At 65.2% G+C, this 23,425-nt stretch carries 23 protein-coding genes; 8 read left to right on the plus strand and 15 right to left on the minus strand.

Annotated elements, in window-relative coordinates; all coding sequences use genetic code 11:
* The first annotated feature begins 169 nt into the window (after nt 1-169).
* Nucleotides 170-796, plus strand: coding sequence for a hypothetical protein (locus tag AB1Z25_RS00200; protein ID WP_107801121.1), 627 nt, complete (start codon nt 170-172; stop codon nt 794-796).
* 212 nt (nt 797-1,008) lie between these two features.
* On the opposite strand, the gene AB1Z25_RS00205 is transcribed toward AB1Z25_RS00200, so the two are convergent.
* From AB1Z25_RS00205 to uraH, 3 genes are all read right to left on the minus strand, one after another.
* Complete coding sequence (locus AB1Z25_RS00205) at nt 1,009-1,458, minus strand: hypothetical protein (RefSeq protein WP_486636356.1); 450 nt, start codon at nt 1,456-1,458, stop codon at nt 1,009-1,011.
* 399 nt (nt 1,459-1,857) lie between these two features.
* The gene (locus tag AB1Z25_RS00210) at nt 1,858-3,114 is read right to left on the minus strand and encodes a urate hydroxylase PuuD (protein ID WP_486636357.1); all 1,257 of its coding nucleotides are present in this window, start codon (nt 3,112-3,114) and stop codon (nt 1,858-1,860) included.
* 33 nt (nt 3,115-3,147) lie between these two features.
* On the minus strand, nt 3,148-3,501 hold the full coding sequence (gene uraH / locus AB1Z25_RS00215) for a hydroxyisourate hydrolase (RefSeq protein ID WP_107797751.1): 354 nt from the start codon (nt 3,499-3,501) through the stop codon (nt 3,148-3,150).
* Between the two features lie 177 nt (nt 3,502-3,678).
* Between uraH and AB1Z25_RS00220 the strand changes: the two genes are divergently transcribed.
* The 7 genes from AB1Z25_RS00220 (at nt 3,679) to AB1Z25_RS00250 (ending at nt 9,620) form a co-directional block, all read left to right on the plus strand.
* The gene (locus tag AB1Z25_RS00220; RefSeq protein ID WP_486636358.1) at nt 3,679-4,419 is read left to right on the plus strand and encodes a GntR family transcriptional regulator; all 741 of its coding nucleotides are present in this window, start codon (nt 3,679-3,681) and stop codon (nt 4,417-4,419) included.
* A 17-nt stretch (nt 4,420-4,436) separates the two neighbouring features.
* Nucleotides 4,437-5,375: an allantoinase PuuE gene (gene puuE / locus AB1Z25_RS00225; RefSeq protein WP_235085056.1), complete on the plus strand. Its 939-nt coding sequence runs from the start codon at nt 4,437-4,439 to the stop codon at nt 5,373-5,375.
* Nucleotides 5,366-5,878, plus strand: a complete 513-nt coding sequence (gene uraD, locus AB1Z25_RS00230) for a 2-oxo-4-hydroxy-4-carboxy-5-ureidoimidazoline decarboxylase (RefSeq protein WP_486636359.1) — start codon at nt 5,366-5,368, stop codon at nt 5,876-5,878. The genes puuE and uraD overlap by 10 nt, the downstream gene beginning before the upstream one ends.
* 24 nt (nt 5,879-5,902) lie before the next feature.
* The gene (locus AB1Z25_RS00235) at nt 5,903-6,520 is read left to right on the plus strand and encodes a LysE family translocator (RefSeq protein WP_486636360.1); all 618 of its coding nucleotides are present in this window, start codon (nt 5,903-5,905) and stop codon (nt 6,518-6,520) included.
* A 47-nt stretch (nt 6,521-6,567) separates the two neighbouring features.
* Entirely contained in the window at nt 6,568-7,608 is a 1,041-nt protein-coding gene (alc, locus tag AB1Z25_RS00240) for an allantoicase (RefSeq protein ID WP_486636361.1), read from the plus strand.
* A 42-nt stretch (nt 7,609-7,650) separates the two neighbouring features.
* Nucleotides 7,651-8,154, plus strand: a complete 504-nt coding sequence (locus tag AB1Z25_RS00245; RefSeq protein ID WP_486636362.1) for an ureidoglycolate lyase — start codon at nt 7,651-7,653, stop codon at nt 8,152-8,154.
* 110 nt (nt 8,155-8,264) lie between these two features.
* Complete coding sequence (locus AB1Z25_RS00250; RefSeq protein ID WP_107797758.1) at nt 8,265-9,620, plus strand: nucleobase:cation symporter-2 family protein; 1,356 nt, start codon at nt 8,265-8,267, stop codon at nt 9,618-9,620.
* Nucleotides 9,621-9,647: 27 nt separating this feature from the next.
* On the opposite strand, the gene AB1Z25_RS00255 is transcribed toward AB1Z25_RS00250, so the two are convergent.
* From AB1Z25_RS00255 to AB1Z25_RS00310, 12 genes are all read right to left on the minus strand, one after another.
* The gene (locus tag AB1Z25_RS00255) at nt 9,648-11,105 is read right to left on the minus strand and encodes a diguanylate cyclase domain-containing protein (protein WP_486636363.1); all 1,458 of its coding nucleotides are present in this window, start codon (nt 11,103-11,105) and stop codon (nt 9,648-9,650) included.
* A gap of 278 nt (nt 11,106-11,383) precedes the next feature.
* The gene (locus AB1Z25_RS00260; protein ID WP_486636364.1) at nt 11,384-13,084 is read right to left on the minus strand and encodes a hydrogenase maturation protein; all 1,701 of its coding nucleotides are present in this window, start codon (nt 13,082-13,084) and stop codon (nt 11,384-11,386) included.
* 228 nt (nt 13,085-13,312) lie between these two features.
* The gene (locus AB1Z25_RS00265) at nt 13,313-14,053 is read right to left on the minus strand and encodes a LytR/AlgR family response regulator transcription factor (protein ID WP_227106391.1); all 741 of its coding nucleotides are present in this window, start codon (nt 14,051-14,053) and stop codon (nt 13,313-13,315) included.
* Nucleotides 14,041-15,756: a tetratricopeptide repeat-containing response regulator gene (locus AB1Z25_RS00270; RefSeq protein ID WP_107797762.1), complete on the minus strand. Its 1,716-nt coding sequence runs from the start codon at nt 15,754-15,756 to the stop codon at nt 14,041-14,043. Before AB1Z25_RS00270 ends, AB1Z25_RS00265 begins: the two co-directional genes overlap by 13 nt.
* A gap of 85 nt (nt 15,757-15,841) precedes the next feature.
* On the minus strand, nt 15,842-17,998 hold the full coding sequence (locus tag AB1Z25_RS00275) for a UvrD-helicase domain-containing protein (RefSeq protein WP_235085037.1): 2,157 nt from the start codon (nt 17,996-17,998) through the stop codon (nt 15,842-15,844).
* A 121-nt stretch (nt 17,999-18,119) separates the two neighbouring features.
* The gene (locus AB1Z25_RS00280; protein ID WP_486636365.1) at nt 18,120-20,210 is read right to left on the minus strand and encodes an acyltransferase family protein; all 2,091 of its coding nucleotides are present in this window, start codon (nt 20,208-20,210) and stop codon (nt 18,120-18,122) included.
* A 70-nt stretch (nt 20,211-20,280) separates the two neighbouring features.
* Nucleotides 20,281-20,751, minus strand: coding sequence for a DUF2269 family protein (locus tag AB1Z25_RS00285; RefSeq protein WP_486636366.1), 471 nt, complete (start codon nt 20,749-20,751; stop codon nt 20,281-20,283).
* Nucleotides 20,748-21,116, minus strand: coding sequence for a DoxX-like family protein (locus AB1Z25_RS00290; protein WP_474455394.1), 369 nt, complete (start codon nt 21,114-21,116; stop codon nt 20,748-20,750). The genes AB1Z25_RS00285 and AB1Z25_RS00290 overlap by 4 nt, the downstream gene beginning before the upstream one ends.
* Nucleotides 21,113-21,952: an NAD-dependent epimerase/dehydratase family protein gene (locus AB1Z25_RS00295; protein WP_486636367.1), complete on the minus strand. Its 840-nt coding sequence runs from the start codon at nt 21,950-21,952 to the stop codon at nt 21,113-21,115. Before AB1Z25_RS00295 ends, AB1Z25_RS00290 begins: the two co-directional genes overlap by 4 nt.
* A complete protein-coding gene (locus tag AB1Z25_RS00300; protein ID WP_486636368.1) occupies nt 21,949-22,320 on the minus strand; it encodes a hypothetical protein in 372 nt (123 codons plus the stop codon). Before AB1Z25_RS00300 ends, AB1Z25_RS00295 begins: the two co-directional genes overlap by 4 nt.
* 114 nt (nt 22,321-22,434) lie before the next feature.
* A complete protein-coding gene (locus AB1Z25_RS00305; protein WP_107797769.1) occupies nt 22,435-22,962 on the minus strand; it encodes a GbsR/MarR family transcriptional regulator in 528 nt (175 codons plus the stop codon).
* 118 nt (nt 22,963-23,080) lie between these two features.
* Nucleotides 23,081-23,311, minus strand: a complete 231-nt coding sequence (locus tag AB1Z25_RS00310) for a DUF2061 domain-containing protein (RefSeq protein ID WP_019102374.1) — start codon at nt 23,309-23,311, stop codon at nt 23,081-23,083.
* Nucleotides 23,312-23,425 lie beyond the last annotated feature (114 nt).

The raw sequence follows: 23,425 nt of genomic DNA on the forward strand, positions 1-23,425 counted from the left end.
CAGCGCTATCGCTTATCAAACTTTAAATCCAATCTGAATAGCTTATTTTTTGTGCTAAAAAGAAATATCTTGTGCCGGGTTGGGTTGAGCGATAGCCAAAATAACCGCGCCCCGGCGTTTCGGCCGCAGCCGCGCCGCAACGCCAGCGGACGCAGGCTGGGGGAGGCCGATGGCTTCAAAAGCGCAAAAAGAGCTGGAACTGGTGCTGCGTTTATTGCAGCGCAAGGGTTTGCACGCAGTGGACCGGCAGTCCTGGCCGCCGCCGCTGCCGGATGTGGGCGCCACCCTCAGCGACGGCCGGCGGATCGCTTTCGAAGTGACGGAAGTGCATGCGGACGAGCACTTGTTCGGCGGCGGCAAGGGCTGTCTGCGCGCCCGCGAAGTGCGCCAGGCGCAGCAGGGCGAGGATGCGGCGATCAGCGTGCCCAATGCGCCCATCGCCGCGATCAAATACCGTATCCAAGCCAAGTGCGTGAAGCGCTATGCGGCCAAGCCCGGCTATGAATTGAGCCTGCTGCTGGCGGCCAATATCCCGCAGTTCGGCGGCGTGGCCGCCACCACCCTGTTTCCCGCCTTCATCCAGGAAGCGGCGCTGACCGCCGCCACCCATCATCTGTTGGAGTCGTCCGCCTTCGAGCGCGTCTACCTGCATCTGATCCAGCCCGGCGTCTTGTACGAGTGGAGCAAGCAAGACGCCTGGGTGGAAATGGCCAAAACAACGGAGGAGGGCGTCCGTCCGCCTTTTTGGGCGGAACCCATGCTCGGCGGCGTCTGTTGGCAAGGCGGCGCGTCCTGAAGGTTAGGACGCGCGTTTTCATTCCGGCTCGTGTTTGCGGGAGCCGTCGTTCCACACACTCCTTAAGCGTGACGCGCAAGGCAAGGCGGCGAGGTTAATCCCCGGCGAGGCTTGGTGGGTATCGCCTACGGCTCCACCCACCCTACAAATACCCCCGACCAAACTATCTGCCGTAGGGTGGGTGGAGCGTAGCGATACCCACCGCAAGGCGCTTAGCGGTTGCGCAGCCGGATGCGGCGGAAGCGCGCTTCCAGGCTGAAGCGCCGTCCCAGCGCCAGGTAGATCTGGTGTTGGCTATCGACATGGCGGTAAACCCGGACCCGGTCAGCGCCCAGCAGCATCATGATTTCCAGATAGTTGAAAAAGCCCATCCACTGGCCGCGTCCGTCGCGGTCGTCAAAATCGATGTCGCGCGCCACGCGGCTGAGCAGGCCTTTACCGACGTATTCCCGGTTGTCCTTCAGCCATTGCAACAGGTGAGCCGCGCATTCGCGGCCATAGGCGTGGTCGGCGAGGAGATCCTTGCTGGGCGTGGGCATTTGCCAGTAATGCGGGTGGGTGCGGCCGGGGCAGAAGCGGACGAAGGGCAGCAGTGCGCTCTGTTGTTCCAGAGCGTTCAGTTTGTAGCGACGGCGCGGGGGAAAGTTTTGAGGGTGTTGCATGGTGTTTCTCCTGCTGTGACACAAGATAAACCACCTGCCGGGGAAGGCTGAGGTATTAGGCAGGCGCGTGGCAGGATTGGCGTACCGGACTGTCTCCAAACCGGCGAGTGCCATGGCACTCCCCCACCATGCGCCTGCCAAATGGCGCGGCCATGGTAAAGCAGCCTGCGCAGTTGCTGCGTAGGCCACAAAGATGGAGATGTACCGGGACGCCAATCCCGGGTGCCGCGTGTAGGCGGCAACGGGGGGATTGTTGCCGAGCGGCGGGCGGGGGTCAAGGCGAGGCGGCTTCTTCTTGATCGTTTCAAGATATCCACAGATGAGGCGGAATGGGAAAGTTATCCCCAGTCAACCCATATGGCTAAGCCACTCGCCATTTTCAAACGGGTCGGTGTTGCGTTAGCGGCCGGGCGCCGGCCCCCATTTCGCCAGAGTCTCGCGCTCTTCCTGGGTCATCTGGGTCAAATTGGCCAGCGGCATGTATTTGGACGCCACCGCCTGCTTGATCCGGTGCGCGTTGATGAGGATCTCCTGCGCATCGTCAAACTTCAGGCCGGCCGGCGGCGCCACGAAACCGGCCTGACTGGGCGTGGCCGAGTGACAGGAGAGGCAGCGGTTTTGAATGATGGCGTGAATTTGCCGCAGACGGACATCGGCCGCCGTTTGCGCCGCCGCCGGTTCAGGGGCGTCCGCCGCGGCTTGCGGCGCCGCGGGCGCGGTATTGGGCGGGGGCGGCGCGGCCAATAGCGCCACGCCGACCAGCAGCAGGCCGCCCAGCGCCGGCAGCAGCGGCCGCTGGCGGCCGGAGTGGCGCAGCACGAAGTATTGGCGGATCAGCGCGCCGGACAGGATGAACAGCACCATGATCAGCCAGGCGTGGCGGCTGCCGAAGGTGAAGGCGTAGTGGTTGCTGATCATCAGGAACACCACCGGCAGCGTGAAATAGGTGTTGTGCACCGAGCGCTGCTTGCCGCGCAGCCCATCCAGCGGATTGGGTTTGTCGCCGGCCTGGATGGCGCGCACCATGCGGCGCTGACCGGGGATGATCCAGAACAGGACATTGGCCGACATGCAGGTGGCCATGACCGCGCCGGTGATCAGGAAGGCGGCGCGGCCCTGGAAGATGTGGCTGCTGGCGTAGGCCGCCAGCGCCATCAGCAGCGCCACGGCCAGGCTGAGCGCGCCGTCGCGGTTCATGTCCGGGCTGATGCGGCGGCAGAGCTGATCGTAGGCCAGCCAGCCGCCCAAGAGGAAGGCGACGGCGATTAAGGCGGCCGCGCCGCCGGACAAGGCCGCCGCCCAGGCCCAGGGGCTGGCGGGGTTGACCAGGTAGAAGGCGGGATTGAGCAGGTAGAGCAGGGAGAACAGGCCAAAGCCGGACAGCCAGGTGGCGTAGGATTTCCAGAATGACCAGTGCAGTTTGTCGTCCAGCGGGAAGGGCGGTTGGCCCAGGTATTTCTGGTTATGGTAAAAGCCGCCGCCGTGCACGGCGAACATCTCGCCGTGCAGGCCGCGCCGGGCATCGGCGGCAGCGGGCGGCGACAGGCTGTTGTCCAGCATGACGAAGTAAATCGATTCGCCTATCCAGGCGATGGCGGCGATCACGTGCAACCAGCGCAGCAGCAGGTTGCCCAGCTCCAGCAGGTAGTTTTCCATGGCGAGGTTTCCGGGTGGGGGACGGGAACAGCGTCAACTGCCGCGGTAGGTGGAGTAGCTCCACGGCGTCAGGACCAGCGGCACATGGAAGTTTTCGTCCGCCTTGGCGACGCCGAAGCGCAGCAGCACCTGATCTAGAAAGCGCGGTTCCGGCAGCTTCACGCCTTGGGCGGCGAAATAATCGCCGGCATGGAACAGCAGTTCGTACACGCCGGCGCGCAGTTGCTCGCCTTCCAGCAGCGGCCGTTCGCAGCGGCCGTCGCTGTTGGTCGTCGCCTCGGCCAGCAACAGCCGTTGTTCTCCGTCCAGCCGGTACAACTGGCAGCGCACGCCCGCCGCCGGCTTGCCGTGCATGGTGTCCAGCACATGGGTGGTCAATTTGCCCACGGTTGTTTCTCCTTTGTTGTGCGGCCCGATCTGGCGGACCTGTTGTCGATCTTGTTGTTCGCGATGGCGATTTAAAATTGTCGACAATTTGTGTTGACGATAGTGTTTGCCAACGACAATAATTGTCAACAAAATTCTGAAGGCATAGAGCGGGATATGGAAATACCGGGAGAGGACATGTTGCATTCCGCTAACGGAACGCAGGCCGCGGCGCCCAGGGCGTCCACCTTGGTGGGCGACGGCGCGCCGAGCAATGACGCCGATCGCTTGTACTGGGAAATCTTCGACGCGGTGATAGACCAGCGCTTATTGCCGGGGGTCAAGCTGACCGAGGCGGTGCTGTGCGACGCCTTTCAATGCTCGCGCAGCAGCGCCCGCAGCGCGCTGGCTCAGCTGGCGCACGACAAGATCGTCGACATCCTGCCCAACCGCGGCGCTTTCGTCGCCAAGCCGGACGAGAAGGAAACCCGCGATGTGTTCGAGGCGCGGCGCATGGTGGAGGCGGCGATTCTGGACAAGCTGCTGGCCTTGCCCGATCTGGCCGAGCGCCTGCCGCCGATGCGGCGCATGGTGGCCGACGAGCGCGCCGCCTTCGAGCGCGGCGACCGGGTCAGTTGGATCCGTCTGTCCAACGCCTTCCATGTGCAATTGGCGCGGCTGGCCGACAACGAGGTGTTGACCGAGTTGATGCACGGCCTGTGTTCGCGCACTTCGCTGATCATCGCCTTATACGATGTGCCCGGCCGCAGCGCTTGTTCCTTCGACGAGCATGAGGCGATTCTGAAGCGGCTGGAGGCGGGGGACCGCGCCGGCGCGGCGGCGGCGATGCACCATCATCTGGAGGATTGCGAGCGGCGGATGAAGGTGGAAACCCACACCCATTTGGACCCGTGGACGGTGTTCAATCTTAAGCGCTGACAGCGGGAAGGATGGCCATGCAGGCGGATTATCCACGCGATTTGATCGGCTACGGCCGCGATCTGCCGGAGGCCAACTGGCCGGGCGCGGCGCGCATCGCCGTGCAGTTCGTGCTCAATTACGAGGAAGGTGGCGAGAGTTGCGTGTTGCACGGCGACGCCGGCTCCGAGCAGTTCTTGTCGGAAATCATCGGCGCGGCGGCCTACCCGGCGCGGCATCTGTCGATGGAGTCGATTTACGAGTACGGCTCGCGCGCCGGGGTGTGGCGCATTCTGCGCGAGTTTGAGCGGCGCGGCCTGCCCTTGACGGTGTTCGGCGTCGGCATGGCTTTGGAGCGGCATCCGGAGCTGGCCGGCGCGCTGGCGGAGCTGGGCCACGAGATCGCCGGCCACGGCTATCGCTGGCTGCATTATCAGCAGGTGGACGAAGCGGTGGAGCGGGAGCACATGCGGCGCTGCGTGGAGGCGATCCGTCGTTTGACCGGCCAGCGTCCGTCCGGCTGGTACACCGGCCGCGACAGCCCCAATACGCGCCGGCTGGTGGCGGACGACGGCGGCTTTCTCTACGACTCCGATTACTACGGCGACGATTTGCCGTTCTGGACCCTGGTGCGGCGCAGCGACGGCGGCGAGCAGCCGCATCTGATCGTGCCTTACGCGCTGGACACCAACGATATGCGCTTCGCCACCGCGCAGGGCTTCAATACCGGCGAGCATTTCTTCAGCTATCTGAAAGACGCGTTCGACGTGCTTTACGCCGAGGGGGCGGACAAGCCGCGCATGTTGTCGGTGGGTCTGCATTGCCGCTTGATCGGCCGGCCCGGCCGCTTTGCCGGCCTGTGTCGTTTTCTCGATTATCTGGAGCGTCATCCGCGGGTATGGATCTGCCGGCGGCTGGACATCGCCCGGCATTGGCGGGAGACGCATCCTTTCACCGGAGAGCGGCCATGTCCTTGACGCTGGAACGCATCAACGCCCTGCCGACGGAACAGTTCGTCGCCGCGCTGGGCGGTGTTTTCGAGCACTCGCCGTGGGTGGCGGCGCAGGCGGCCGGCCTGAGGCCGTTCGCCAGCGTGGCGGACCTGCACGGCTGCATGCGGCGGCAGGTGGAGGAGGCGGGCGCGGAGGCGCAATTGAAACTGATCCGCGCCCACCCGGAGCTGGCCGGCAAGGCCGCGCTGCGCGGGGAGTTGACCGCTGAATCCGCCGCCGAGCAAGGCGGCGCGGGCCTGGATCAGTGTTCGCCGCAGGAACTGGAGTTGTTGCGGCGGCTGAACGCCGACTACCGGGCCCGTTTCGGTTTTCCCTTCATCCTGGCGGTGCGCGGCTATGGGCGCGCCGGCGTCATCGCCGAGTTCCAGCGGCGGCTGGCTGCGGAGCCGGAGGCGGAACGGCTGGCCTGTTTGCAGCAAATCTATCGGATCGCCGGCCTGCGCTTGGCCGAACTGATTTCTTCCTGATCCCGCGCCTAGACCGGAGCCGCCATGTCCAGCCAGATTCTCGTCATGTACTTGTTGTCCATCCTGGTGGTGATCGCCGTGCCCGGCCCCCTGTCGCTGTTCATGGTCGCCACCAGCGCCGAGCATGGCCTGTTGCGCGCCTGGCCGGCGTTTGCCGGCGGCGTGCTGGCGTCTTTGTCGCTGCTGCTTTTGTCCGCCTTGGGCGTGGGCGCGCTGATCCTGGCCTCTCCCGGTCTGTTCTCCGTCCTGCAGACGCTGGGGGCCGGCTATCTGCTGTGGCTGGGTTTCAAGACCTGGCGCGGCGCCGGCCGGGCCGCGGCGGCTCAGGGCAGCCGAAAGGCGGCGCCGGCGCAATGGTTTTCCCATGCTTTTCTGCTGGGCATCAGCAATCCCAAGGACATCGCTTTTTTCGTGGCGCTGCTGCCGCAGTTCATCAACGCCCAAGCGCCGCTGGCGCCGCAACTGGGCTGGATGGCGGCCGGCTGGGTGGCGATCGATTTATCGTGCAAGACCGCGTACGGCCTGTTGGCGGAGCTGTTCTTCCAGCGTCTGGCGGTGCTGCGGCTCGTCTTCCTCAAGGTTTCGGCCTTGTTTTTTCTCGCCTTGGGGCTGGCGCTGATTTGGAGCCGGCTGGCGGCATGAATGGCGTACGGCGCGCGCGCCGACGTCATTGATAAGGAGAAAGTCTGATGGCGCTTGTCAATCACCCGGCGGGAACGGCGCTGCACGCCCCGGCGGTCGAGGTGCCGGAGTTCGCCCGGCGTTACGCCAATCTGGCCGCGGCGGATTTCGGCGCGAGGGTCCTGGCCTGTTCCGATCAGTGGTTCGCCGCGGCGGAACGGATGCTGCAAGCGTCGGAGCCGGTGTTCATCGTCGGCGAGTTCGACGATCACGGCAAATGGATGGACGGCTGGGAAACCCGCCGCCGCCGCAACGGCGGCTACGACCACGCGGTGATCAAGCTGGGCCTGCCCGGGGTGATCAAGGGACTGGACATCGATACCAGCCACTTCAGCGGCAACTACCCGCCGGCGGCCTCGGTGGACGCCTGCCGTTCGGCCGGCGATCCGGATGAAGACAGCGAGTGGGTGGAAATCCTGCCGGCGACCTCCTTGGGCGCCAGCGCTCATCATTTCATCGCCATCGACGATGCGCGCGATTGGACCCATCTGCGTTTGAATATTTACCCGGACGGCGGCGTGGCGCGTTTCCGCGTCTACGGCCAGCCCGCCTGCGACTGGGCGCGGCAGGACCCGGCCGCGCTGCATGAGGTGTCGGCGCTGGAAAAGGGCGGCCGCATCGTCGCCTATAACGACGCCCATTTCGGCGTGCCCTTCCGGCTGATCATGCCGGGGCGCGGTGTGAATATGGGCGACGGCTGGGAAACCCGCCGCCGCCGAGAGCCGGGCAACGACTGGTGCATCGTCGAGCTGGGACATGCGGCGCTGGTGGACAGCATCGAAGTCGACACCGCGCATTTCAAGGGCAATTACCCGGATCGGGTCTCGGTGCAGGCGGCTTACGTCCGTCATGGCACCGATCAATCCATCGTGACCCAAGCCATGTTTTGGGAACACTTGTTGCCGGAGCAGAAAACCGAGATGGACCGGCAGCATTTTTACGACAAGACCATGCTGCGCGATCTGGGCGCGGTCACCCATGTGCGGCTGAACATCTTCCCGGACGGCGGGGTCAGCCGGCTGCGGATTTGGGGACGGCTGGCGGATTGAGCCGCTCGCCCTTGCCGACGGCGTTCTGTTGAGGAGCGAGGCATGATGATTCTAAGCTTGGAACCGTTGACCAAACAGGCGTTCGCCCCGTTTGGCGATGTGATCGAAATCGACGGCAGCGATTGGTTTCCCATCAATCAGGGCCGCACTCGCCGCTATCACCGGTTGGGCCTGGTGGAGGCCGGCGGCGGCCAGCCCGGCATCAGCATGGCGCGCGGCGACGCGCATGGCCTGCCGTTGGAGATCCGCATGCTGGAACGGCATCCGCTGGGCAGCCAGGCCTTCATTCCCTGCAGCGGCGCCGCCTGCGTGGTGGTGGTGGCGCCGGCAGGCATGGGCGACCGCCCGGACGAAGACCGGATCCGCGCCTTCCTGGCGCGCGGGGATCAGGGGGTCAACTACCACCGCGGCACCTGGCACCACCCGCTGACCTGTCTGGAGCAGGTGGGCGATTTCATTCTGCTGGACCGCATCGGCGCCGGCGACAACTGCGACGAGGCCGTCTTGTCGCGCCCCTGCCTGATCAAACCGGGCGGCGCGGGCTGAGCCTGCGCCGCCTTCCCTTTTTGCTGTCAAGGAGTCGATTGTGTAATACCCGCAAGTCGCCAGGACCGCGTGTTTGAAAAAGCGGCCCGGCATCTACCAAGGAGACGAGCATGGATGGCAAGCAGACGGTGCACCCGGTGGATCAGCCCCTGCCGGCGGGCAAGCTGTTCACCCTGGGCCTGCAGCATGTGTTGGTGATGTACGCCGGCGCGGTGGCGGTGCCGCTGATCATCGGCGGTTCCCTGGGCTTGCCCAAGGAGCAGATCGCGTTCTTGATCAGCGCCGATTTATTCTGTTGCGGGCTGGTGACGCTATTGCAGTGCGTGGGCTTCCGCGGCCTGGGCATCCGGCTGCCGGTCATCATGGCGGTGACTTTCGCCGCCGTGGGCCCGATGGTGGCCATTGGCGGCAACCCGGCGCTGGGCCTGCCCGGCATCTTCGGCGCCACTATCGGCGCCGGGGTGCTCAGCCTGTTGCTGGTGCCGCTGATGGGGCGCTTGATCGGCCTGTTTCCGCCGCTGGTCACCGGGGTGGTGATCACGTCCATCGGCCTGTCCATCATCCGCGTCGGCATAGACTGGGCCGCCGGCGGCAGGGGCAACCCGGATTACGGCCATCCGCTCTATCTGGGGGTATCGGTGGCGGTGCTGGTGTTCATCCTCTTGATCACCCGCTATCTGAAAGGCTTTTTCTGCAATATCGCGGTGTTGCTGGGTTTGCTGTTCGGCTTTGTCCTGGCCTTGCTGCTGGGCAAGGTCAATTTGGGCGGCCTGGGCGAGGCGGCCTGGTTCGCGCCCATCGCGCCCTTCCGTTTCGGCATGCCGCGTTTTGAGCTGTGGTCCATCCTGACGCTGACCGTGGTGATGCTGATCATCTTCGTGGAGTCCATGGGCATGTTTCTGGCGCTGGGGGAGATCGTGGAGCGTCCGGTGGACAGGGCGGCCTTGGTGCGCGGTCTGCGGGTGGATGCGCTGGGCACGGTGATCGGCGGTCTGTTCAATTCCTTCCCGCATACCTCGTTTTCCCAGAACGTCGGCCTGGTGGGTGTCACCGGGGTCAGCAGCCGCTGGGTGTGCGTGATGGCCGGCGGCATTCTCGTGGTGTTTGGCCTGGTGCCCAAGATGTCGCTGATCGTGGCCTCGATTCCGCCCTTTGTGCTGGGCGGGGCGGGCCTGGTGATGTTTGGCATGGTGCTGGCCACCGGCATCAAGATTCTGGGCAAGGTGGACTATCAGACGCAGCGGCATAATCTGCTGGTGGTGGCCATCAGCCTGGGCCTGGGCATGATTCCCACGGTATCGCCTGGTTTTTTCCGGCAGCTGCCGGAGGTGCTGGCGCCGCTGCTGCACAGCGGCATCCTGTTGGCCACGGTCAGCGCGGTGGCGCTGAATGTCTGGTTCAACGGCCTGGCGCGGCCGCGGGAGACGGCGTCGTCAGGCGTCGCGCTTGGGGAGGCCGCGCATTAGCGGGGGCGGGGTTGCGGCGGCCTGGGATCAGGCCGTCTCGGCGCCCGCCGCCGCGATCTCGCGCTTGTCGCCGTACATTTTGCGGTCCGCCACCGTCAGCAGTTCGTCGATCAACAGGCCGTCCTCCGGGTAATAGGCGATGCCGATGCTGACGCCCACCGTGATCAGGTTATCGTTGACCTCGTAGGGCTGATGAATCACCTGTTTCAGGCGATTGACGATTTTGTCCGCCTCGCGGTTGGATTCTATGTCTTCCATCAGCACCACGAACTCGTCGCCGCCCAGCCGCGCCACCGTGTCTTCGCCGCGCAATTCTTCCTTGATGCGGGCGGCGATCAGTTGCAGGATGCGGTCGCCGGTGATGTGGCCGTAGGTGTCGTTCACCGGTTTGAAGCGATCCAGGTCCAGGAACAGCAAGGCCAGCCGCTTGCCGCTGCGGTCCACCCGAGAGATGGCGTGTTGCAGCCGGTCGTAGAACAGATTGCGGTTGGCCAGGCCGGTCAGACGGTCGTGATTGGCCAGGTAGAACAGTTGGTTTTCGCGCTGGCGACGTCCGTGCGCCAGTTGCAGATAGTGGTGCGACACCAGCAGCAGGCCGGCCAGCAAGGCCAGCGACAGGAATAGCAGCATGCCCCATTCAAACGCGCCTATCTGCCGCCAGCCCAGTTGCTGGCTGATGGTGAGCAAGAGCGGCTGGCTGGCGCCGCCCAGCGGATGGCGGGCTTCCAGCCGGGGGAAGAGCAGGGTTTCCAGGGCGCTGGCGCGTGCCGCGTCGCGCAGCAGGGTGGGCGGGCCGGGCGGCGGGTCGTTGCGGTGGAACAGGCGCACTTCCACGCCCTCGCGCAGCGCCAGCGGGCTGGGCAGCAGGCTGTCGGCGCGTATCGCCATGGCGGCGAAGTGGGCCGGCGCCAGCGGGGCGGCCAGCGGCTTGCTCAGCATATCGTCCATGGCGCGGATCAGCAGATAGCCGGCCGGCAGGCCGGGCAACTTGATCTGACTGGAGATTTCCATCCGTCCGCTTTCCAGCGCGTTCTGAAGGGCTTGGCGCGCGGCTTGCAGCCGGCCCAGGTCCGCGGCCAGCAGGCCGGGCTGGGGCATGGGTTCGATGAAGGCGAGCGGGAACAGGCCGAAGCGGCCTTCCCAGCCATCGCCGCTGGCGGCGGGCAGGGGCAGCGCTTGGCCGTACAGCTGCTTCAAGCGTTGTCTGAACATCGGCAATTGGCCGGGACTGATGCGTTCGATATGCCCCAGCCACTGGATCTGTGGATAACGGCGCAGCAGTTGCCGGGCCAGCCTTTTCTCGGACGGCAGGTTCCAGCTGCGGTCCAGCGTGCTGAAGGTGGCGTAGCTGTCCAGCACGGTTTCATGGCTTTGCAGTTTTTGATTGAGCTGTTCGGACAGCAGCAGGGCGTCGCGGTTGAATTGCTGCTCCGCGCCCAGCAGCGCGTGACTGGCGACCGACAGGGCCACTAGCGCACTCAGCACCAGCCATATCGCGATGCATCCTGCATAAACCAGCCGTGTCCGCATGTAGCAACCGTAGGAAGGGGGAAAGAGGGGATGACAGATTTTATAAGAAGGAGCGGCTATTTTTTAGCTTTGACTGATGAAAAAGCGGGTTTTAAGTAGTTGTACGTAAAACAATACTGTGGTTTTTCGGGATGAGATTGAAATCAAACGGCCCGCCAGGGCGGGCCGTTTGGGCGTTGAAGAGACGGGTCTTTGCTCTTTGAAGGCTGTTTAAAGCGCTGTCTCGCCGTTGCTCAGCGCGCCTGCGCCCAGTCGGCGATCAGGCGTTGCGGCGTGCCGCAGGCTTTGCGCTTGAGCACGAAGTTGCGGCATTTGTCCAGGAACTGGCCGCGGTTTTCCACCATGTCCTGGCGCATCTCCAGCAGCTCGGTCTGGCGGCAGCGCTCCATGCGCTCCAGATCCAGCTCGGCCTTGCGCGCGCGCTGCGGGCGGAAGCGGTCGTCGCTCAGCGCCAGTCCGGCGGCCTGCCGCAGCCAGACGCCGAAGTCGTGCGGGTCGTGCGGGCCGATGTCGTGGACCATGCCCAGACGCCAGGCTTCGCGCGCGCTCAGCGGCAGGCAGGCTTCGGTCAGCTGCCGGGCCTGTTCCTCGCCCACCGCGCGCGGCAGGCTGTAGGTCCAGTATTCCGAGCCGTACAGGCCCATGGTCTTGTAGTGCGGGTTGAGCACCACGCCGCCGCGGGCGAACACCAGATCGGCGGCCAGGGCCAGCATCACGCCGCCGGCGCCGGCGTTGCCGCTCAGGCCGGACACCACCAGCTGCCGCGCGGTCAGCATTTCCTGGCAGACGTCGTCTATGGCCTGGATATTGGCCCAGGCTTCCAGCCCCGGTTCCGGCGCGGCCTGGATTACGTTGAGGTGGACGCCGTTGCTGAAGCTGCCGCGGCCGCCGCGCACCAGCAGCACGCTGGTGTCCTGGGCCTTGGCCCAGCGCAGGGCCTCGCTCAGCCGCCGGCATTGCTCGGTGCTCATCGCGCCGTTGTAGAACTCGAAGGTCAGCTCGCCGACGCGGCCGTATTCGCGGTAGCGGATGGGCTGATAGCTTTCTTCGCAGTGAGGATGGGTGGCGAGGCTCCAGTCCAGCCGCGGCACGTCGTCCAGCAAGCCGGCCAGCACATGGCGCGTCGGGCGTTTGAAGGTTTCTTCGCCGGCCTCCGGCTTGCGGCGCAGCGCGCCCAGCCACAGGCTGTGCTCGCCGGCGCCCACCAGCACGGCGTCGTCGTGCACCGCCAGCAGTTGGCCAGGCTGGCCGGCGCGGTAGTCCAGATGGGCGTCGTAGACGTAGTAGTCGCCGCCGGCCAGTTGCGTCAGTACGCCGGGCTGACCGTCGGCGGCGTCGATGCGGCGCTTGATCTCGGCGGCGGGCTGTTGCCACAGGAAGGCGCGGTCGCTTTGCCGCATATTGGCTTGCAGCCGGCCGCGCACATGCGCTTGGCCGTAGTCCAGCGGCGCGGGCTTGAAGCCGGTGCCGAACTTCTCCACCACGTCGCGGATGCAATACAGGGCGGCGTCGCTGACCGGGCCGTTGTAGAGCTCGGATTTGCGTACGTCCGGCGGCATGTCGAATTCGCAGCTGGACCAGATCGGGCCGGCGTCCATTTCCTCCACCGCCTGCAGCGCGGTGACGCCCCAGCGTTTTTCCCGCAGCGTGATGGCCCAGTCCAGCGCCGAGGCGCCGCGGTCGCCGATGATGCCGGGGTGGATGATGACCACCGGCCGGCTGGCGTCGCGCCACAGGGTTTCCGGCACCCGGTCCTTGAGGAAGGGGCAGATGACGAGATCGGCGCCGGATTGCTGGATGTTGGCGCTGACTTCCTGTTCATTGGTGAACAGCTGCACGCTGACTTGGTGGCCGGACTGGCGCAATTCCAGCCAGGCGCGCTGGGTGAGTCCGTTGAACGCCGACGACAACAAGATGATTTTCAATGACCGCATGACCGCTCCTTGCCCAAAAATGAATGTATGGCCGGCGGCGGGAGGCTGCCGCGCGAACCGTGCGCATGGGCGAGGATGATAGTTTTAGTTCTGATAATGACAAATGACTAAAGTCAAGCTTGATGCGATTGAAAATCAGAACGCAGCTTTCTGCCATCAATGATTACAGATGCTTTGGTTTTGTGATCTGTATATATGGCGACGGCGCGCGGGGAGGGAAGGGCGCGCCTAGTCCTGCTGGTGCAGGCATTGCTTGATGCCGGCCAGCTGCCGCCGGCTGACCGGCAGAGGCTGGCCGATATCGGCCAGGCGCACCTGCCATTGTTCCTCGCCGTCCGCGCTGGCGCGGAACAGCTCGCGCAGCGCGTGGCGCATCACCAAGCAATTGCGGTGGATGCGCACGGCGGCGTCGCCCAGCCGCTGTTCCAGTGCGATCAGGGTTTCGTCCAGCAGGTATTCCGCGTCCGGGGTCACCAGGGTGACGTATTTGAGTTCGGCCTTGAGGTAGCGGGCCTGGGAGAAGGGGATGGGCAGCAGGCGGTCGCGCTGGCGCACGGTGAAGCTGGCCTCCGGCTGCGGCGCATCGCCGCGCTGGCGGGCGGCGCGCTCCAGCGCCTGACGCAGGCGTTCGCGCCGCACCGGCTTGAGCAGGTAGTCTATGGCCTCCAGTTCGAAGGCGCTGACCGCGTACTGTTCATGGGCGGTGGTGAAGATCAGCTGCGGCGCCAGCGGCTGGCGCCGCAGTTGCTGAGCCAGTTCCAGGCCGGAAACGCCGGGCATGGAGATGTCGGCCAGCACGATGTCGGCCGGGTTTTGCGCCAGCCAGCTCATGGCCTGGCGGCTGTCGGTCAGGCAGTAAACATGTTGCAGGCCTTGCTCGCGCAGCAGTTGGCGCAGGCGCTCGCAGGCCAGCGGTTCGTCGTCCACCACCAGCGCGCGCCAATCTTGCCAGGGGCTTACAGCACCCATTGCGGCTTGCCCAGCTTTTCCACCAGCATGCGCCAGGCTTGCAGGATTTTCTGGAACTTGTTGTTGGTGGGGGCGAGGTCGCGCACCTTGCTCAGCATGTCGTGGGCGCGGCGCATATGGCTTTCGTGCCAGCCCTGGCGGTGGACGTAGGCCATGGTGGCGTTGATCAGGTTGAGCATGACCTGGATGTTTTGCGGCATTTCCTCGTGGGCTTTGACGAAGCGCTCGATGGCGGAGTCGAATTGCCCGGCCTGGGCTTCGCGCACCGCCTGGTTGTTGAGTTCCAGCACCGATTGCACATTGTCGGCGATCAGCTGGCGGCCGTCCTCGCCCAGGCCCACTTCTTCGAACATGTCGCCGAAGCGCGCCAGCAGTTCCTCGTCGTCGTGATGGTTGCGCACCAGGTCGCGCATCACGCTGTTGCCGGCGTCCTTGTGGCCCTGGGCGTAGCAGGCGCGGGCGAACTCCATCTGCGCGTCGCTGCTGAGTTTGGGCGCCAGCTGGCGGAATTTGGTCTCGGCGTCGCTAAACAACTGACGCGCCTTGTCGCGGTTGCCCTTTTTGTTTTGCAGCTGGCTGTCCACCACGCCGGCCATCCATTCGCCTTCTTCGTTGTAGCGGTAGTCGCGGCGCAGATTGGACAGGGTGCGGCCGACGTTGGCGGTGTCGCCGCGCGCCAGTTGCACCCGCGCCAGCGCGGCGTAGTGGGTGGGGCTGCGGTGCCAGGTGTATTTGGCGATGTCCAGCGTGGTCTGGCAGGCGCCTTCCGCCACCTCCAGCTGATTATTGAGCAGGGCCACTTCCGCCAGCTGTTGCTGGCGGCGGAACACCACCGGCGAGATGTCGGTGGCCTGTTTCAAGGTGGCCTGGGCTTCGTCCAGATTGTGGTTGCTGCGGTAGAGCTTGGCCAGCCAGTCGTAGGCTTCCATCACCCGGTCGTTGTCGGTGAGCACCTCTTCGAACAGCAGCCGCGCCTCGTCGTAGGCTTTCAGCCCGGTCAGCGATTTGGCCAGGCCCATCTTGGCCCAGGGCACCGGCTTGATGCGCAGCACGTCCATGTACAGGGAACGCGCGCTGTCGAAGTCGCCTATCTTCAGCGCCAGCGAGCCCTTGAGCTTCATGAAGTCCAGCGTGAATTCGCCTCGCTCGCCGATCAGGCGCGTGCAGACTTCGATGGCGCTCAGGTATTCGTGGCGCATGATGGCCTCGTCCACCAGACGGAAGGCTTCGCGGCGGCGCATCGCTTTTTCCAGCCGCTCGCGCAGCACTTCGCCGGTGAAGGGTTTGAGCAGGTAGTCGTCCGGCCCCAGTTCCGCGGCGGAGATCACGCGCTGGGAGCGGCGCTCGCCGGTGACGATCATGAACACGCAGGACTGCTTGATCAGATTGCGTTCCTTGACCTCTTCGAACAGGTAGAGGCCGTCGTAGCCGTTGCCCAGATCGTAGTCGCACAGCACCACGTCGAACTCGTACTTGCCCATCTTGGCCAGCGCGTCGCCGGCCTTGCTGGCGTACTCCACCTTGTCGGCGCCGAAGGAGGAAAGGGTCATCGCCAGCGCGCGCTGCATTTCCGGCAGGCTGTCTATGATCAGGAACAGACGCTTGCTGTACGGATCGTCGTAGCTTTTCCGAGGCGCGGCGCCGGTCTTGCTGGCGGCGGCGACGCTCTGGAAGGTGGTCGAGTTGGTGTTGGCTGTGCTCATCTCGCTATCTTTGACGATTCTCCGCAAACTGTCATCAGTGCGACTTACAAAAATCGCTCAAGCGGCCGCCGCCGCGGCGAGAGGCTTAGCCGGCGCTCAGCTTGGCGTAGCGCAGATCCAGCCACTTCACGCCGTGCTCGGCGAAGTTGATTTGCAGGCGCACATCCTCGCCGCCGCCTTCGGCGTTGATCACCACGCCGCTGCCGAACTTGGCGTGTTCCACCGATTGGCCGATGCGGAAGCCCTGGCTGTTGTCGGCGGCCACGCGGCCCACCTTCGGAACCGCGCGCCAGGATGCATTTGTCGATGCATTTGTCTTGGCCGTCGCTTTCACTTTAGCAGATAGGTCGTGGGTGAGCTCCGCCGGGATTTCGTCGACGAAGCGCGAGCGGATGGGGTAGCGGCTCTGGCCGTGCAGCATGCGGCTTTGCGCGTTGGACAGATAGAGGCGCTGACGCGCGCGGGTGATGGCCACGTACATCAGCCGGCGTTCTTCTTGCAGGCCCTTGCCGTCGTTCATGCTGTTTTCGTGCGGGAACAGGCCTTCTTCCAGGCCGGAGACGAAGACGGCGTCGAATTCCAGGCCCTTGGCGGCGTGCACCGTCATCAGTTGCAGCGCGTCGCTGCCGGCTTCGGCCTGGTGTTCGCCGGCTTCCAGGCTGGCGGCGCTGAGGAATTCGGTCAGCGCTTGCGCCGGCTCGTCCGGCATGAAGCCGGCGGCGGCGTTGATCAATTCGTCCAGGTTGGCCAGGCGCTCTTCGCCTTCTTTCTTATCTTGCTCGTACATCGCGCGCAGGCCGGAGTCGTCTATGGCCAGGCTGACGGCTTCGGCCAGCGGCAGCTCGCGGCCGCGTTCGCGCATGCGTTCCACCAGCAGCACGAACTCGCCCAGTTTGGCCGCGGTGCGGCCGCCGCCGGAGGCGCAGGCGGCCTGCCACAGGGTGACGCCCTGCTCGCGGCTGACCGCTTGCAGGCCTTCCACCGTGCGCGCGCCGATGCCGCGCGCCGGCACATTGATCACGCGCAGCAGCGCGTTGTCGTCTTCCGGGTTGGCGATCAGGCGCAGATAAGCCAGCGCGTGTTTGACTTCCTGGCGTTCGAAGAAGCGCAGGCCGCCGTAGATGCGGTAGGGAATCTGGGCGTTGACCAGCACGTGTTCCAGCAAGCGCGACTGGGCGTTGGAGCGGTAGAGAATGGCCATGTCGGACAGATTGAAGCCGTCCCGCTTGAGGCTGCGCACCTCGTCGCTGATGAACTCGGCTTCCTCGCCGTCGGAGTAGGCTTCGAACAGGCGGATCTTTTCGCCCTCGCCGGCGTCGGTCCACAGATTCTTGCCCAGCCGGCCGTCGTTCTGCTCGATCAGCGCGTTGGCGGCATTGAGGATATTGCCCATCGAACGGTAGTTCTGTTCCAACCGCACCGGCTCGCTGACCGAGAAGTCGTTGAGCAGGGAGCGCATATTGCCCACTTCCGCGCCGCGGAAGGCGTAGATGCTCTGGTCGTCGTCGCCGACGGCGAACAAGGAGCCGCCGTCGCCGGCCAAGAGCTTGAGCCAGGCGTACTGCAGGCGGTTGGTGTCCTGGAACTCGTCCACCAGGATGTGGCGGAAGCGGCTGCAATAATGCTGGCGCAGCGCCTGGTTGGCGCTCAGCAGCTCGTAGCTGCGCAACAGCAGTTCGGCGAAGTCCACCACGCCTTCGCGGCGGCATTGGGCGTCGTAGGCGGCGTACAGCTCCACCAGCTTGGCTTCGTAGGGATTGAGCGCCGGCGGCAGCTTGTCGGCGCGCAGGCCGGCTTCCTTGCTGCCGTTGATGAAGCTTTGCACCGCGCGCGGCGGGAATTTCTCGTCGGACAGTTCCAGGCTTTTCAGCAGGCGTTTGATCGCCGCCTGTTGGTCGGCGGAGTCCAGAATCTGGAAGGTCTGCGGCAGGCCGGCGTCGCGGTAGTGGGAGCGCAGGAAGCGGTTGCACAGGCCGTGGAAAGTGCCTATCCACATGGTGCGCACGTTGACCGGCACCATGGTCGCCAGCCGGGTCTGCATCTCGCGCGCGGCCTTGTTGGTGAAGGTTACCGCCAGAACGCCGCTGGGACTGGTTTGTCCGGTGGACAACAGCCAGGCGATGCGGGTGGTCAGCACCCGGGTCTTGCCGCTGCCCGCGCCGGCCAGCACCAGCGCGCTCTTGTCGGGCCAGGTGACGGCGCGCAGTTGTTCTGGATTGAGGCCGGCGAGGAGATCTGTCATGGCGAGGTGTCTATCTGGTTCAGGCAAAACGCCATTTTACACCAGGCGTCGGCATCGTCGGCATTGCGTGGGTAAAAGCGAAAATGGCAGCCGGGAGGCTGCCATTCCGAGGAGGGCGGGTTCAGCGTTCGGCGCTTCTCGCCCAGTCGAAGCTGGGGCGGAAACTATCCGTCAAGGTCAGCGCCATGCTGGCGGTGATATGGTCCTTGTCCTGGTAGCGCACTTTGCCGTCGCGGCTGGCGAAGCAGGTCTTGGCGTCGCAGAACTGATCCAGGGGGTCCCACAAGCGGATGTTGGGGTGACGGGCGGCGACGCGTTGCAGCAGCTGAACAATCTGCAGGCGATGTCGCTCAACGTCCGCGCGCGGCGCGTTGCAGGCCGCCGCGCCCAAGCGGGCCACGCATTCCGGCGGCGACTTGCTCATCTCCGCCTCCGGCAGCACCAGGACGATTTTCAGTCCCAGGCCGGCCATGTCTTGCGCGCTGCGGTCCAGCGATTGCTCCAGGACCTGCAGCGAGGAGGCGCGGTCCAGCGGAGGGACGCCGGCCTTCATGCCGCCGGATACGCTGGGGACGCCTTCGAGACCGGCGGCCACCAGACCGGTCATGGCCGGTCTGCCCGGCAGATCTTGGGCGGTATAGCTGTTCCAGCGTGCGTTGAGCAGCACGCCGGTGACGCCTTGGGCCGCCAGCTGCGGCAATTCCGCGCGCACGGCCCGCGCGAAGCTGGGGCACCAACTGCGTTTTTTGCCTTCGCCCACCGGCATGGCGTCGGCCAGCGGCGGGCAACCGTGGTAGACCCGGCGCAGGATGGCGATGCCGCGCTCCTTGGCCAGCGCGTCGTACAGCGGCATCAGATGGTCGGTGTGGGAGTCGCCCCAGGCCAGCAGTTTAAGCGGCGCGCTGGGCGCGCCGATCAGGCATTGGGCGCGCGGGGACAAGGGGACGCCGGCGGCCGGCATGCCGCAATCGCCGACAAAATGGAAAGCGTCGCGCTTGGCCTGCAGAATGCTTTGCTGTCCCGGCCAAGGAAAGTGCTTGGGCAAATACATGGCGACCGTGCCCAGCAGCCATAGGCCGAGGGTGATGCCCAGGCCGGTTCGCAGCGTGGACCGGGTGTCGCTCAGCTTCCGCCATTGTCCCCGGCGCAGCGGTTGTTCCACATAGCGGTAACTCAGCCAGGCCAGCGCCAGCGCCAAGACGCCGCCCAGAAGCGCGTCGCGGCCCAGATCGCGTTCGCCCAGGCCCCAATAGCGGCCCAGCGCCAGCAAGGGCCAGTGCCACAGATAAAAGCCGTAGGACAGAAGGCCGATGCTGGTCCAGGGACGGGAGCCGATACAGCGGCTTATCGGATTGGACGGGTCCAGCATGCCGGCCAGAATGAACAGCACGCTGCCGATGACCGGCAGCAACACGATGACGCCGGGAAAGACCATGCGTTCATTCAGCAGCGCGATGGACGCCAGCAGCAGCGCCAGACCCAGCGCGGCGATGGGCAAGGCCAGGCGCCGGCCTCCGCGCGGGGGCGGCAGCAAGGCCAGCAGAGCGCCGGCGGCGAATTCCCAGGCGCGGGCGGGCATCAGGTAAAAGGCTTGCGGCGTATCGCGATAGCTTAGCCATAAGCTCAAGCCCAGCGATCCGAGCAAGACCGCGCCCAGGGCCAGACGCATGCGCAGGTCGGTGACATGGCGATCCCCCTTGCTCAGGCGGAAGACGCCCCATAGCAGCAAGGGCCAGACCAGATAATATTGCTCCTCCACCGCCAGCGACCAAGTGTGCAGCAAGACTTTTAGGTCGGCGTCGGAGTCGAAATAATCAAAAGCGTGCTTGAGAAAGTGATGGTTGGCGGACAGCGTGGCGACCGCGCGGACTTCCCGTCCCAGCTTGATCTGGTCGTCCGGCAGCATCACGAAGTAGGCCAGCGCCAGACTGACGGCCAGCACCAGCGCCAGCGCGGGCGCAAGCCTGCGGATGCGGCGAGCGTAGAAAGCCTTGAAGTCGATGCGGCCTTGCGCAAGCAATTCCTGCCGCAGCAGGCCGCTGATCAGGAAGCCGGAAATGACGAAGAATATATCTACGCCGACAAAGCCGCCGCCGAATCCGGGCAGGCCGATGTGGAAAGCGACCACGCTGAGCACGGCCAGCGCGCGCAGGCCGTCGATGTCCGGCCGATAAGCTTTGGCGTCGATACAGGAGTGGGGAGTGAGCGACATAGTGCGGAAGGCTCAAGCCATGATTCTGGCTTGAATAATAAAAAACCAAACATTCTATCCTTATTCCTGCTCAAGCTCCCGGTTTTATCACCATTAGAAAGTATGTCGTAAGCATGACCAGGAAGGCCGGATAGCCCAGGCATTCCCAGTAGCGGGCGTAGCGCCAGTAGCGCGCGGGCAGCGGCTGGCCGGCGGCGACGGCGGCGCGCGCCATCGCCGCCATGCGGGTTTGCAGCCGCAGCACCGGCAGCCAGCACAGGCCGGCGAACAGGAACAGGCCGATGGAGGCGAGCAGCCAGCCGCTGGCGAGCGGCCAGCCGGCCTGCCGCGCCAGCCACAGGCCGGATAGCGGTTGAAAGATCACCGCCGGCGTGGTGAACCACCAGTCGGCGCGCACCACCAGCCGCGCCACTTCGGCCTGGGCCGCGGTCTGGCGGCCGCGGTTGGCGAAGAACAGGTAGAAGGCGGAGCCGAAGCCGGTGCCCACCATCAGGGTGGCGGACAGGATGTGCAGGGTTTTGACCACGAGATAGGCGTTCATGCGGAAGTCTCCCGGCGGGCGCCCAGCCACAGCAGCATGGCCAGGATGGGCAGGTTTTTCACTAAGGGGGCGAACGGATGCAGCCAGTTCTCCGGCAGCCAGAGTGCCAGCGTCAGGCTGTAACCGGCGACGACGGCGGCTTGGGCCCGCCACAAGGCGCGGCAGGGGCGTCCCAGCGTCAGCAGGCCGAAGACGAGGTCCAGGCCGCAGGCGGCGAGGAAGAGCGGCGCGGCCCAGTCGGCGGGCAAGGGCAGCCGCTGCAGCATGGCGACGGACGCGTCCCAGGCGCTGAGCGGCGGCTGTAGGCCGCTCCACAGCCACAGCGCCGCCAACGCGTATTCGATGTTGCGTGTGGAGGGCGTCATGGCGCTTCCCGGAATTGGCCGCTGGCCAGCGGCGCGCGTTGCAGCAGCGCGCCGAGGGCGGACGGGTCGCCGCAGCTGCCGTGGTTCAGCATCTCCAGGGTGTCGCGGCTGATCAGGCTGGACGGCCAGCGTTCGGCCAAGGCCGCCAGCGTCCGGCTGGCCTGGGGCGGCAGGTTGAGGATGTAGGCCGGGGCGTTCAGTCCTTGCAATCGACGCAGCTGGCGCAGGTAGTCGGCCAGGGTCAGCGCCTCGGCGCCGACGAACTCGACGACGCCTTCCGGCGCGTCGTCGGCCAAGGCCAGCCGCGCCAGCCCCTCCACCGCGTCGTCCAGCGCCAGCGGCTGGATGCGCTGATTGCCGCCGTCGGGCAGCAGCCACAGGGGCAGCCGCGCCAGTTGCAGCAATAGCCGGCTGCTGGCGCCTTGCGGGCCGTAGATCAGCGAGGGCCGCGCGATGCGGGCTTCCAGGCCGCTGGCCAGCAGGGCGGCGTCGCCGCTGCCCTTGCCGGCCAGGAACGGGGTGGCGGCCTGCGGATCCGCGCCCAGCGCCGACAGTTGCACCCAGCGGCGCACATCGGCTTGATAGGCCATGCTGGCCAACTGCAGCGGTCCCAGATGATGAACGGCTTCCAGCGCGCCGGCTGGGCGGTCCAGCAACTGGCCGGCGGCGTTGACCACCGTGTCGACGCCTTCCAGCCATTGACGCCAGTCGGCGCGCGGCTGGCGCAGGTCCAGCTGCCGGCGCGAGGGCGCGCTGACTTGGTGCCCGTCCCGTTCCAGCCGCTGGCGCAGCGGCCGTCCGATGAAGCCGCCGCCGCCCAAGAGCAGTATCTTCATTGCGCGGTCTCCTGAGGCGCGGCGGGCAGGGGCTGGGCCTGACGCGGGACGGGGCGCGGCGCCACCTGTCGCCAGACCAGGCGCAGCAGCACCAGCAACTGCGCTACCACGCCCAGCAGCGCCCACATCAGGATGGCGCGGATGTCCAGCCATAGAGAGGCGGAAGGGGCGTCCGGCGCGAACAGCAGCACGGCCAGCAGCGGTCCGGCCAGGATCAGGATCAAGAAGGCGCGCTGCCAGAACGGGCCGCCCGCGCCGTGCTCGCACAGGGCCTGGGTCACTTGCCGCAAGGGGCCGGCCAGCAGCCACCAGCACAGCAGGCTGCACAGCAGGGGGACGATGATCATGCTGGTGATGAATCCGCTCATGGTGTTCTCCTTTGTTTCTGAAATTTCTGTCAAAACAGAAATGTGATGACAAAAAAATGCGCGGGGTTTCCGGCGGCGCAAGGCCGCCCGGCGCCGCCCGCGTGCGCGGCGAACTTATTTATCCCGTCCCAGCAGTTTCTGAATGCTGGCGCCCATCTTCAGCACCCGGCTCAGCGTGGCGGTGGACAGGCGCAGCATTTCCCGAGTCCAGGAGGTGAGAGTGTCCATGAACTGCCAGGTGTTGCGGATGCGTTCCTGCGCCAGCGGGCTCTCCTGCTGGAAGTCCGGGCTGTCCATGCATTCCTTCAGCACCAGCAGGGTGGGCTCGATTTCACGGCGCTGCCGCTCCGCCACGATGATGCGGAACAGTTCCCAAACGTCGCCCGAAGTTTCAAAGTGGTCGCGGCGGTCGCCCAGCACGTGCACGATGCGGATCAGCTGCCAGTTCTGCAGCTCTTTCAGGCTGTTGCTGATGTTGGAGCGAGCCACGTTGAGGGTGTCGGCCAGTTCTTCGGCGTTCAGCGGGCGGCCGGTGATGAAGAGCAGCGCGTGTATTTGAGCGACGGTGCGGTTCACGCCCCAGCGGGTGCCCATTTCGCCCCAGTGCAGCACGAAGCGTTGGGATACGGGTGTCAGTTCCATGGTGCTTACGATAGTTGTTTCCGAAATTTCTGTCAATACAGAAATTAATTGGCATGGAGCGGGACGAAGCGCCGTGAGAGCAAGGCCGCGCCCGGACAGAGGCGCGGCGCCGTTGGCGTCAGTGCTGATGGAACAGGGCGTTGTGTCCGGCGGCGCCAGTTTCGGCGGCTTGGGCCTTGCGGCCGCGGATGCGGTCCCACACCTTCTCGTGGAAGTAATAGGCTACGGTGTTGACCAGCGGTTCCACCAGGGCCAGCAGGCTGGAGACGCCGATATTGCCGGTCAGCAGATAAGCCACGCTGAAGGCGACGGTGAAGTGGCAGATGGCGAAAGTAATGGTCTTGAGCATGGCAGGGCTCCACGTTGAGTATTTATTGAATGATAGTCATTATCATTTGAGTGGGCCAGTTGAATATTTTGCTCAGAGCGATAGCATTTTACTAATGAATTTTTGGATTTGATT

Source organism: Chromobacterium sp. HL1 (genome assembly GCF_057418835.1).

What these genes read in the sequence shown, in the direction of transcription:
- AB1Z25_RS00200 (WP_107801121.1), top strand. Translation starts at nt 170, where the DNA reads ATGGCTTCAAAAGCGCAAAAAGAGCTGGAACTGGTGCTGCGTTTATTG.
- AB1Z25_RS00205 (WP_486636356.1), bottom strand. Translation starts at nt 1,458, where the DNA reads ATGCAACACCCTCAAAACTTTCCCCCGCGCCGTCGCTACAAACTGAAC.
- AB1Z25_RS00210 (WP_486636357.1), bottom strand. Translation starts at nt 3,114, where the DNA reads ATGGAAAACTACCTGCTGGAGCTGGGCAACCTGCTGCTGCGCTGGTTG.
- AB1Z25_RS00220 (WP_486636358.1), top strand. Translation starts at nt 3,679, where the DNA reads ATGTTGCATTCCGCTAACGGAACGCAGGCCGCGGCGCCCAGGGCGTCC.
- puuE (WP_235085056.1), top strand. Translation starts at nt 4,437, where the DNA reads ATGCAGGCGGATTATCCACGCGATTTGATCGGCTACGGCCGCGATCTG.
- uraD (WP_486636359.1), top strand. Translation starts at nt 5,366, where the DNA reads ATGTCCTTGACGCTGGAACGCATCAACGCCCTGCCGACGGAACAGTTC.
- AB1Z25_RS00235 (WP_486636360.1), top strand. Translation starts at nt 5,903, where the DNA reads ATGTCCAGCCAGATTCTCGTCATGTACTTGTTGTCCATCCTGGTGGTG.
- alc (WP_486636361.1), top strand. Translation starts at nt 6,568, where the DNA reads ATGGCGCTTGTCAATCACCCGGCGGGAACGGCGCTGCACGCCCCGGCG.
- AB1Z25_RS00245 (WP_486636362.1), top strand. Translation starts at nt 7,651, where the DNA reads ATGATGATTCTAAGCTTGGAACCGTTGACCAAACAGGCGTTCGCCCCG.
- AB1Z25_RS00250 (WP_107797758.1), top strand. Translation starts at nt 8,265, where the DNA reads ATGGATGGCAAGCAGACGGTGCACCCGGTGGATCAGCCCCTGCCGGCG.
- AB1Z25_RS00260 (WP_486636364.1), bottom strand. Translation starts at nt 13,084, where the DNA reads ATGCGGTCATTGAAAATCATCTTGTTGTCGTCGGCGTTCAACGGACTC.
- AB1Z25_RS00265 (WP_227106391.1), bottom strand. Translation starts at nt 14,053, where the DNA reads ATGGGTGCTGTAAGCCCCTGGCAAGATTGGCGCGCGCTGGTGGTGGAC.
- AB1Z25_RS00270 (WP_107797762.1), bottom strand. Translation starts at nt 15,756, where the DNA reads ATGAGCACAGCCAACACCAACTCGACCACCTTCCAGAGCGTCGCCGCC.
- AB1Z25_RS00275 (WP_235085037.1), bottom strand. Translation starts at nt 17,998, where the DNA reads ATGACAGATCTCCTCGCCGGCCTCAATCCAGAACAACTGCGCGCCGTC.
- AB1Z25_RS00280 (WP_486636365.1), bottom strand. Translation starts at nt 20,210, where the DNA reads ATGTCGCTCACTCCCCACTCCTGTATCGACGCCAAAGCTTATCGGCCG.
- AB1Z25_RS00285 (WP_486636366.1), bottom strand. Translation starts at nt 20,751, where the DNA reads ATGAACGCCTATCTCGTGGTCAAAACCCTGCACATCCTGTCCGCCACC.
- AB1Z25_RS00290 (WP_474455394.1), bottom strand. Translation starts at nt 21,116, where the DNA reads ATGACGCCCTCCACACGCAACATCGAATACGCGTTGGCGGCGCTGTGG.
- AB1Z25_RS00295 (WP_486636367.1), bottom strand. Translation starts at nt 21,952, where the DNA reads ATGAAGATACTGCTCTTGGGCGGCGGCGGCTTCATCGGACGGCCGCTG.
- AB1Z25_RS00300 (WP_486636368.1), bottom strand. Translation starts at nt 22,320, where the DNA reads ATGAGCGGATTCATCACCAGCATGATCATCGTCCCCCTGCTGTGCAGC.
- AB1Z25_RS00305 (WP_107797769.1), bottom strand. Translation starts at nt 22,962, where the DNA reads ATGGAACTGACACCCGTATCCCAACGCTTCGTGCTGCACTGGGGCGAA.
- AB1Z25_RS00310 (WP_019102374.1), bottom strand. Translation starts at nt 23,311, where the DNA reads ATGCTCAAGACCATTACTTTCGCCATCTGCCACTTCACCGTCGCCTTC.